Source organism: Micromonospora sp. NPDC049151 (assembly GCF_040648395.1).
Classification (GTDB): domain Bacteria; phylum Actinomycetota; class Actinomycetes; order Mycobacteriales; family Micromonosporaceae; genus Micromonospora.
Map to the genome: position 1 here is coordinate 231082 of NZ_JBEZDP010000008.1, position 9565 is coordinate 240646.

General features: G+C 74.1%; 6 protein-coding genes. 4 read left to right on the top strand and 2 right to left on the bottom strand.

The features are described 5' to 3' along the window. Positions 1 to 30 precede the first annotated feature (30 nt). Positions 31 to 2400, bottom strand: coding sequence for a DUF4153 domain-containing protein (locus AB0B20_RS12650; protein WP_357470325.1), 2370 nt, complete (start codon positions 2398 to 2400; stop codon positions 31 to 33). Between the two features lie 155 nt (positions 2401 to 2555). Between AB0B20_RS12650 and AB0B20_RS12655 the strand changes: the two genes are divergently transcribed. Then, positions 2556 to 3458, top strand: a complete 903-nt coding sequence (locus AB0B20_RS12655) for a lytic polysaccharide monooxygenase (RefSeq protein WP_357470327.1) — start codon at positions 2556 to 2558, stop codon at positions 3456 to 3458. A 1-nt stretch (position 3459) separates the two neighbouring features. On the opposite strand, the gene mgrA is transcribed toward AB0B20_RS12655, so the two are convergent. Beyond that, complete coding sequence (mgrA, locus tag AB0B20_RS12660; protein ID WP_357470330.1) at positions 3460 to 4449, bottom strand: L-glyceraldehyde 3-phosphate reductase; 990 nt, start codon at positions 4447 to 4449, stop codon at positions 3460 to 3462. A 57-nt stretch (positions 4450 to 4506) separates the two neighbouring features. On the opposite strand from mgrA, the gene AB0B20_RS12665 reads away from it, so the two are divergent. From AB0B20_RS12665 to AB0B20_RS12675, 3 genes are read left to right on the top strand one after another with little or no spacing between them, the layout of a single operon-like run. Beyond that, a complete protein-coding gene (locus tag AB0B20_RS12665; RefSeq protein WP_357470333.1) occupies positions 4507 to 5475 on the top strand; it encodes an aldo/keto reductase in 969 nt (322 codons plus the stop codon). 58 nt (positions 5476 to 5533) lie between these two features. Further along, on the top strand, positions 5534 to 7057 hold the full coding sequence (locus tag AB0B20_RS12670; RefSeq protein WP_357470337.1) for a magnesium chelatase: 1524 nt from the start codon (positions 5534 to 5536) through the stop codon (positions 7055 to 7057). 2 nt (positions 7058 to 7059) lie between these two features. Next, on the top strand, positions 7060 to 9015 hold the full coding sequence (locus tag AB0B20_RS12675; protein WP_357470340.1) for a VWA domain-containing protein: 1956 nt from the start codon (positions 7060 to 7062) through the stop codon (positions 9013 to 9015). Positions 9016 to 9565 lie beyond the last annotated feature (550 nt).

Below are 9565 nucleotides of genomic sequence, written 5' to 3' on the forward strand. Positions count from 1 at the left end.
CCGCGGTGATCCGCGGCCCGGCCGGCGAGGTCAGCGGGGGCGTCGCGTCTTCGGCAGGTCGAACTGGTCGGCCCGGCGGCAGTCCTTCTGGCCGCCGATCGCCTGCGGGCCGACCTTCTCCAGCGCCTTCCGGGCGCGCTGGCGGCCCAGGTTCCAGGCGTACCAGGGGTCCGGCTCGGCGAGGTCGTCGGCGATCCAGCTCAGCGTGCACCGGCGTACCGGATCGGGGAGCTTGGCGAGCGCCGGCGTGGCGTCGGCGGACAGCGCCCGCAGGTACCACGCGTCGATCTTGCCGGTCTGCTCGTAGCGCAGCGTGTTGCGGCGGGCGACGTAGTCCTCGGGGTTGAGCACGGCCAGGCCGAGCAGCATCGCCACAGCCAGCGCGAGCGTGGTGCCGGGAATCCACCGGCCCCGCCACTTCACGCCCGCCGCGAGGATCATCAGGAACACCGTGCCGAGCAGCATCTCGAAGGCCATCACGAAGATCCGCTCGCCGGTGAAGCTGTAGACCTTCTGGTACGTCCACATGCGGGACAGCGCCGACGCCACGATCACCACGCTCAGCGCGCTGATCAGCCCGAGCAGGACGCGCAGCAGGAGCCGCTCGACCGGCTGCTCCCGGCGAGCCCAGCGGCTGACCCCGCCCAGCACCACCACGGTCAGCAGCGTGACGAACAGCAGCTGCCAGAAGCCGCTGCGCGCGTACTCGGCGTAGCTGAGCCCGGCCACCCGCTGCACGTGCCGCTGCCCGCCGAAGAGCGTGGTGAACTGCACCACCACGAACCCGGCGAACAGCAGCGTGAGCGCGCCGATGGCCGGGGCCCACTCCAGCAGGCCGAGACGGCGCTCACCCGCGCGATCCACGGTGGACAGGTCGGGCGGCGCGGCGAGCGTGTAGAGCGCGGCCACGGCGATCAGCCCGCCCACCACTGCGAGGAACAGCCAGCCGAACACCGTACCGATGTTGATCTCGGGAACGAGCGAGCCGAGCGCCTCGGAGAACGCCGCGTCGGCCGACGCGAGCAGGCTGCCGAAGACCAGGAGCACCACGACCGTGGCGACGACCGAGACGGTCACCTTGCGCACCGTCGCCTCCTGCGGCGAGGCGGTGACGTGCCGGCGTACCCAGGGCAGGCCCCGCAACGCCGCGAACGGCGTGGCCACCAGGCCGAACAGGATCGAGCGCACCAGCCGGCCGCCGATGATCGCGAGCGTGGCGCAACCGAGCGCGCCGAGCACACAGAACGTCACCAGCCACCAGGCGTTGCGGAACGCCGGGACGGCGATCAGGGCCAGGGCGGCCACCGCCCACCCGGCCCGGATGAGCTTGTCGGCGCGCGGCAGATCCGTGGTCCTGGACCGGACCGCCAGCCCCACCGCGAGCGTGAGCGTGAGCCACCCCAGGAACCAGCCGACGCCGACGCGGCCCAGCGGCACGAAGACCGCGCTGCCGATCGCGGCGGCCAGCACCGCGAGCGGCACGGCCCGCCCGGTCGCCGCCTTCGGGCCGGGCCAGCGCGCGCCGAGGAACGAGGTCCGTGGCACCGGCGGGCGCGGCGCCCACACCGGCGCCTGCGGGTGCCCACCCCACGCCATGCCGGGGTGCGGCGGCGCGGGCGTCGGCCCAACGCCGGGTGGAGGCGGCGTACCCGGAGCGCGCGGCGCCCCCGGCGCGGGCGACGGCCCGGAGGCCGGCTGCGTCCCCGGCGCCACCCATGACCCGGATGCCGGCTGCGTGCCCGGGGGAGCAGCAGGCGTTTGCGAGGCTCCCGGCGGGCCGGAGGTCGCGGGCGTGGCCGTCTGCGGAGCGCCATCGCCGGGACGCGCGCCGGCCTCACCGGAGCCGGTCGTGGCCGCCTCCGCTGCGGCGGCGCCTGCGACGGACGGCTTCGAGTCGGCCGCCTGGGTGCCGGCCGAAGCCGCCGGGGCGGCATCCGGCGTGGACGATGCCGCGTCGCCGGTGGCCGAGGACGTTCCGCCCGCCTGCTCCCGGCGAGCGGCCGGAACGGCGTCCGGTGGGGCGGCGACAGGCTCTTCGCCCGCCGGCCGGTCGGCCGGTGCGGCGGCAGGGGCGACGCCCTCCACGGGGGAACGCTCGGCGGCGGGCGCGGTGGCCTGGGCGGGCACCGCCGCCGCGGGCTGGCCGGTCGCCGTCGGCTGACCGGTCGCGGGGACCAGCGGGAGGAACAAGGCGTACCCCTGGGTGCCGGGCGGCACGCTGACCGGAATGGCCCAGCCGGGCTGCCCCTCGGCACCGGGCCACGGCACCGGCGCGGGAGCGCCCTCCATCGTGGGCACGACCAGCAGGTACGGCTGTGCGGGGGCGGGAACGTCGCCCGGTGCGGGCCCGGCCGCGGGGGCGGCGCGGGACGACTCGGGGGACGGTGCCGGCTCGGTCAAGGGGCGCTCCTCGATCACAGGGTTTCGTCACTGTAGGACCCCTACGGCGTCCGCCGCCGTCCCGGTTGTCCGTTCGGTCACGTCACCCCGGCCGATCGGCGCGGATCGAACCTTTGGCGGCTCGTGGCCGTACCAGTGCGCGGGAGGTCGATCACATGGCCGCACGTCGCGCGCTCGCCGCGCTCGCCGCCGTCGCCGCGACGGTGCCGCTGACCGCCGCGCCGGCCGCGGCGCACGGTGCGCCGACCAGCCCGCTGAGCCGGGCCGCCGCGTGCGGGCCGGAGGGCGGTCGGGCGAAGACGCCCGCCTGCCGGGCGGCGGTCGCCGCCGGAGCGGCGGTACGCGAGTGGGACAACATCCGGGTGGCCCGGATCGACGGGCGGGACCGGGAACGCATCCCGGACGGGGAGCTGTGCAGCGGCGGGCTGTCCGCGTACCGGGGACTGGACCTGCCGCGCGCCGACTGGCCGGCCACCACGTTGACCGCCGGGGCGTCGCACACGTTCCGCTACCGCACCACCATCCCGCACCGGGGCACGTTCCGGTACCACGTCACCACCGGCTCGTACTCACCGAAGCGCGTGCTGACCTGGGCGGACCTGGAGAAGAAGCCGTTCCTTCAGGTCACCGACCCGCCGATCCGCTCGGGCGCGTACGAGATGCGGGGGCGGCTGCCGGCCGAGCGGACCGGCCGGCACATCGTCTACGTCATCTGGCAGAACTCGGACACCCAGGACACGTACTACTCCTGCTCGGACGTGATCCTCCGGGCGGCACGCGGTGAGCCGGACGCGCCGCCGGCAGCGCCGGAGGCGAGCGCGTCACCTCCGCGTACCCTCGCCGGAGCGCCGACCGGCGACGAGCCGGCGGTGCCGGTCGCGGCGGTGACCGACGACGGACCGCTGTCCCGGCCGTTGCTCGTCGGCGCGGCGGCGCTCGTCGTCGCGCTGCTCGCGGCGGCAGTGGTCGGGATGCGACTGAGCCGGACCGGCGGGCCGCCGCCCGGGCGGCCGTGCGGTGTCCGCAACCACCGCGCCGGGCGGCGCCGGATCTGGTGACTCAGCCCAGCACCGCCCTGATCGCGGCCAGGTCGTCACCGTCCAGGTCGAGGTCCTCCAGCGCGGCGACGTTGCCCTCCAGCTGGGCCACGCTGCTCGCGCCGATGATGAGGCTGGTCATGCGCGGGTCGCGCAGCGCCCAGGCCAGGGCGAGCTGCGCGAGGGTCTGCCCGCGCCGCCGCGCCACCGCCGCGAGCCCGCGGACCGTCGCCATCGTCTGGTCGTCGAGGTCGCTCTCGTCCAGGAAGACGCTCGTGCGCACCCGGGAGTCGGCCGGGATGCCGTCCAGGTAACGGTCGGTGAGCAGGCCCTGGGCGAGCGGGCTGTACGCGACGCAGCCGGCACCGACGCGCTCCAGCGTGTCCAGCAGGCCGTCGCGCTCGGTCCAGCGGTTCATCATCGAGTACGACGGCTGGTTGATCACCAGCGGCGTGCCCAGGTCGCGCAGGATCGCGGCGGCCCGCTCGGTCTGCTCCGAGTCGTAGTTGGAGATGCCCACGTAGAGCGCCTTGCCGGAGCGGACGATCGCGTCGAGCGCGCCCATCGTCTCCTCCAGCGGGGTCCCCGGGTCGAACCGGTGCGAGTAGAAGATGTCGACATAGTCCACCCCGAGGCGGCGCAGCGACTGGTCCAGCGAGGAGATCAGGTACTTGCGCGAGCCCCACTCGCCGTACGGGCCGGGCCACATCAGGTAGCCCGCCTTGCTGGAGATCACCAGCTCGTCCCGGTACGGCTTCAGGTCGGTGGCGAGCAGCCGGCCGAAGTTCTCCTCCGCCGAACCGGGCGGCGGGCCGTAGTTGTTCGCCAGGTCGAAGTGGGTGATGCCGAGGTCGAAGGCGCGGCGGACGATGTCGCGCTGCCGCTCGAAGGGGCGGTCCGGTCCGAAGTTGTGCCACAGGCCGAGGGAGATGACGGGTAGCTTCAGCCCGCTCCGGCCGCTGCGCCGGTAGATCATCTCGTGGTAACGGTCGTCGCTGGCGAGGTATGTCACGAGGTCATTCTGTCGCCGTGGGAGTGTGGCCGCAGCGGCGCGGGTACGTTCGGCCTCATGCGTTACGTGCCGCTCGACACCCCCAAGCCCATTTCCAAGATCGGCCTCGGTACCTGGCAGTTCGGCTCCAAGGAGTGGGGCTACGGCCCGGAGTACGAGCGCCGCGCCGCCGAGATCGTCCGGCGGGCGCTCGACCTGGGCGTCACGCTGTTCGACACCGCCGAGCTGTACGGCTTCGGCCGCAGCGAGCGCATCCTCGGCGAGGCGCTGGGCGAGGACCGGGCCAAGGTCGTGGTCGCCACCAAGATCTTCCCGCTGCTGCCGGTCGCCCCCGTGGTGCAGCAGCGCGCTGTCGCCTCCGCCGCCCGGCTCGGCGTCGACGGCATCGACCTCTACCAGGTCCACCAGGCCAACCCGGTGGTCGCCGACACCACCACCATGCGCGGCATGCGCGCGCTGCAGGACGTCGGGCTGGTCGGCGAGGTCGGCGTCAGCAACTACGGCCTGCGCCGGTGGCGGTTCGCCGAGGCCGCGCTGGGCCGCCGGGTGCTGAGCAACCAGGTCCGCTACAGCATGATCGACCGCGGCCCCGAGGAAGACCTCATCCCGTACGCGGAGCAGGCCGGCCGGATCGTCATCGCGTACTCCCCGCTGGCGCAGGGTTTCCTCTCCGGCCGCTACGACGCCACGAACCCGCCGGCCGGGGCGGTACGCCGGGCCAACCCGTACTTCCTGCCGGAGAACCTGGAACGCGGCACCGCGCTGATCGCCACGCTGCGCGAGGTCGCCGACGCGCACGACGCCACGCCGAGCCAGATCGCGCTCGCGTACGTGCTGCGGCACCCCAACGTGGTGGCCATCCCGGGCGCCTCCGGGGTCGAGCAGATGGAACGCAACGCGGCCGCCGCCGAGATCGACCTCGCCGACGACGAGTACGCCGCCCTGGTCGCCGCCGCGCACGCGTTCCGCCCGGTCACCGGGCTGGCCGCGGTGCCCCGGATGGTCCGCGCCCGCCTCGGGAGGTGAGCGGCGCTCCGGCGGCGTCAGTGGCGACGGGCGCCGCCGGTCATCGGAGCGCGCTAGCGTGGATCGGGTGACCGCTCCCAATCAGGTTTCCCCGGTCCCGCCCGCCGACCTGCCGAGCACGCTCGGCGAGCTGCGCGCCGCCGGCCACCGTTACCGCACGGTCAAACAGGAACTCCGAGACAACCTCCTCGCCCGGATGGGCTCCGGCGAGGACCGCTTCCCCGGCATCGTGGGCTACGAGGACACGGTCCTGCCCGAGGTCGAGCGCGCGCTGCTCGCCGGGCACGACATGGTGCTGCTCGGCGAGCGCGGGCAGGGCAAGACCCGGCTGATCCGCTCGCTCGGCGCGCTGCTTGACGAGTGGACCCCGGTGATTCCCGGCTCGGTGCTGAACGAGCACCCGATGCACCCGCTCACCCCCGCGTCCCAGGCGCTCGTCGCCTCGGCCGGCGAGGACCTGGCGATCACCTGGCTGCACCGCTCGATGCGGTACGGCGAGAAGCTCGCCACGCCGGACACCAGCGTCGGTGACCTGATCGGCGACGTCGACCCGATCCGCCTCGCCCAGGGCCGTACGCTCGGCGACCCGGAGACCATCCACTTCGGGCTCGTACCGCGCACCAACCGGGGCGTCTTCGCCGTCAACGAGCTGCCCGACCTGGCCGAACGCATCCAGGTGGCGTTGCTCAACGTGCTTGAGGAGCGCGACATCCAGGTGCGCGGCTACCAGCTGCGGCTGCCGCTGGACCTGCTGCTGGTGGCCAGCGCCAACCCGGAGGACTACACCAACCGGGGCCGGATCATCACGCCGCTCAAGGACCGGTTCGGCGCCGAGATCCGTACCCACTACCCGCTCGACCTCGACCTGGAGCTGGCGTTGATCCGGCAGGAGGCAGACCTGGTCGCCGTCGTGCCGGAGCACGTGCTGGAAGTGCTCGCCCGGTTCGCCCGCGACGTACGGGAGTCCCCGTCGGTGGACCCGCGCTCCGGAGTGTCCGCCCGGTTCGCCATCGCCGCCGCCGAGACCGTCGCGGCCGCCGCGTTGCGCCGTTCCGGTCTGCTGGCTGGTGCTGGTGCCGGTGCTGGTGCCGGTGCCGGTGCCGGTGCCTCTGCCGTCGCCTCGGCTTCGGCCGGCGCCGGGTCGGCGTCCCGGCCGGAGGCGCCGGTGGCCCGGATCGGGGACACCGTGTCGGTGACCTCCACGCTGCGCGGCAAGGTCGAGTTCGAGAGCGGCGAGGAGGGACGCGAGATCGAGGTGCTCGCGCACCTGCTGCGTACCGCCACCGCCGAGACGTTCCGCGCCCGGCTCGCCGGGCTCGACCTGTCCGGCTTCACCGCGCTGGTCGCCGAGGGCGGCGCCGTCGAGACCGGCGAGCTGGTCTCCTCGGCCGAGCTGCTGCGCCAGGTCGGCACCGTACCGGGGCTCGCCAAGGTGCTCGACCGGCTCGGCCTCGGCGACGCGCCCAGCCCGGAGGAGGCCGCCGCCGGCATCGAGTTCGTGCTGGAAGGGCTGCACCTGACCCGCCGGCTCGGCAAGGACGTCACCGACTCCGGGCGCACCGTCTACGGGGACCGGGACTGACGATGGCCGGCGGCAACCGCTTCCGGTACGGGCAGTGGCGCGGCGGACCCGATCCGCTCGCCCCGCCGTACGACGTGCGCGCCGCGGTGGACGCGGTCGGCTCGGACGTGCTGGCCGGCGGCAGCCTGCGCGAATCGCTGCGCGAGCTGCTGCGGCGCGGTCCGCAGGGGCGCGGCGGGCTGGACGACCTGGCTGCCCGGGCCCGCCGCCTGCGCCGGGAGGCGCTGCGCCGGGGCGACCTGGACGGCGCTGTCACCCGGGCCCGGGCCCTGCTCGACCAGGCGCTCGCCGCCGAACGCGACGAGCTGCGCGGCCGCGACGGCGACGACGCCCGGTTCGCCGAGGCCGTGCTCGACAACCTGCCCCGCTCCACCGCCCGCGCGGTGTCGGAGCTCTCCGGGTACGACTGGGCGAGCGCCGAGGCGCGGCAGACGTACCAGCGGATCCTCGACGGGCTGCGCGGCGACGTGCTGGAGCAGCGCTTCGCCGGGCTGCGCGACGCGGCCCGGGCCACCGCCGACCCGGCCGTCCAGCGGCAGCTCGCCGAGATGATGCGCGACCTCAACGACCTGCTCGCCCGGCACGCCCGCTCCGAGGACACCACAGACGCGTTCGCCGAGTTCATGCGCCGGCACGGCGAGTTCTTCCCGGAACGGCCCACTGACGTCGACGAGCTGATCGACGTACTGGCCCGGCGGGCCGCCGCCGGGGAGCGGCTGATGCGGTCGCTGTCGGACCGGCAGCGCGAGGAACTGGCCGGGCTGATGCGCCAGTCGCTCGGCGACCGGCTGTCCGGTGAGCTGTCCCAACTCGACGCCCACCTCCGGTCGCTGCGACCGGACCTGAACTGGCAGCGCGGCGAGCGGGTCCGCGGCGACCAGCCGCTCGGCTACGGCGAGGCCACCGGCGCGCTGGACGAGATCGCCGAACTCGACGAGCTGCTGGACTCCCTCGACCAGGACCAGCCCGGCGCCACACTCGACGACGTCGACGTGGAGGCGGTCGCCCGCACGCTGGGTCGCGACGCCGCCGACGACGTACGCCGGTTGCAGGAACTGGAACGCGAACTGCGCCGCCAGGGCTGGGTCACCCGCGACGCGGAAGGGCTGACGCTCAGCCCGAAGGCGCTGCGCCGCCTCGCGAGCACCGCGCTGCGGCGCGTCTTCTCCGACCTGACCGCCGGCCCGCGCGGCCAGCACGACCTGCGCACCGCGGGCGCCGCCGGCGAGGTCAGCGGGGCATCACGCCCCTGGGAGTACGGCGACGAGCAGCCGCTGGACGTGGTGCGCACACTCACCCGCGCGGTACGCCGGGCCGGCCCCGGAGTGCCGGTGCCGCTCGCGGTCGAGGACTTCGAGGTGGTGGAGACCGAACGGCGGGCGTCGGCGGCCGTGGTGCTCTGCGTCGACCTGTCGTACTCGATGATCTCGCAGGGGCGCTGGGGCCCGATGAAACAGACCGCGCTGGCCCTGTCGCACCTGATGGCCACCCGGTTCCCGCAGGACGCGTTGCAGATCGTCGGCTTCGGCCGGGAGGCGATGCCGCTGACCCAGCAGGAACTGGCGGCGGTGGAGCCGGACATGCAGCAGGGAACCAACCTCCAGCACGCGCTGCGGCTCGCCGGCCGGCACCTGCGCCGCCACCCTGGTGCCGAGCCGGTGGTGCTCGTGGTCACCGACGGCGAGCCGACAGCGCACCTGGACCCGGAGGACGGCGAGGCGTACTTCCACTGGCCGCCGCTGCCCGAGACCATCTCGGCGACGATCCGGGAGGTGGACCGGCTGACCCGGTACGGTGCCACGCTCAACCTGTTCATGCTGGGGGACGACCCGGGACTGCGGCGGTTCGTGGACGCGGTGGCGCGGCGTTCGGGCGGCCGGATGTTCACCCCGGACCTGGACGACCTGGGCGAATACGTGGTCTCCGACTACCTGCGCGCCCGCCACGGCCGCCGCTGACCCAGACCTACCGCCCGCCCTCCCTCCCGCCCGCCTCCCGCCCGCGTCGATCTTGGAGTTGTGGTGCCACAGGATGCCCTGGTCTGACACCTTTCGCGAGGTGCCACAACTCCAAGATCGGCAGCTGTTCCGGCGTGCCCGTCCGCGATCTTGCACTTTGGTGCCCCGCAAACCTCGCAAATAGGGCAAAAGGCGGGCACAAAGTGCAAGATCGCGCAGGCGACGCCGCGATTGCTGCGCACCCCTCACGTGTCCGGCCCGTTCGAGTCGTCCCCCCATCCCCGACGGCCCCTGGTCTTCGCAGCCCAGCGGCGCGGATCGCCCCCAGTGCGGTCGATCATGAGGTTGGCAACGGCAAACCGGACACCGGCCGCCGTCAACCTCATGATCGACCACGCCGGGTGGGGCCGGGGTGGTTCAGGGGGGTGTCAAGGGGTTTGTGTCGTCGTTGGCGTAGAAGGCTGCCGCAAAGTCCTTGATCACGGGTGGCAGGGCGCGGTGCTGGGGGCGGGACTTGGGGGTTTGGGGTGGGTGTCTGGTTCGGGGGTGG

Excerpts from the sequence above, each read along its gene's own strand:
- AB0B20_RS12675 (WP_357470340.1), top strand. The coding sequence starts at position 7,060 with ATGGCCGGCGGCAACCGCTTCCGGTACGGGCAGTGGCGCGGCGGACCC.
- AB0B20_RS12665 (WP_357470333.1), top strand. The coding sequence starts at position 4,507 with ATGCGTTACGTGCCGCTCGACACCCCCAAGCCCATTTCCAAGATCGGC.
- AB0B20_RS12655 (WP_357470327.1), top strand. The coding sequence starts at position 2,556 with ATGGCCGCACGTCGCGCGCTCGCCGCGCTCGCCGCCGTCGCCGCGACG.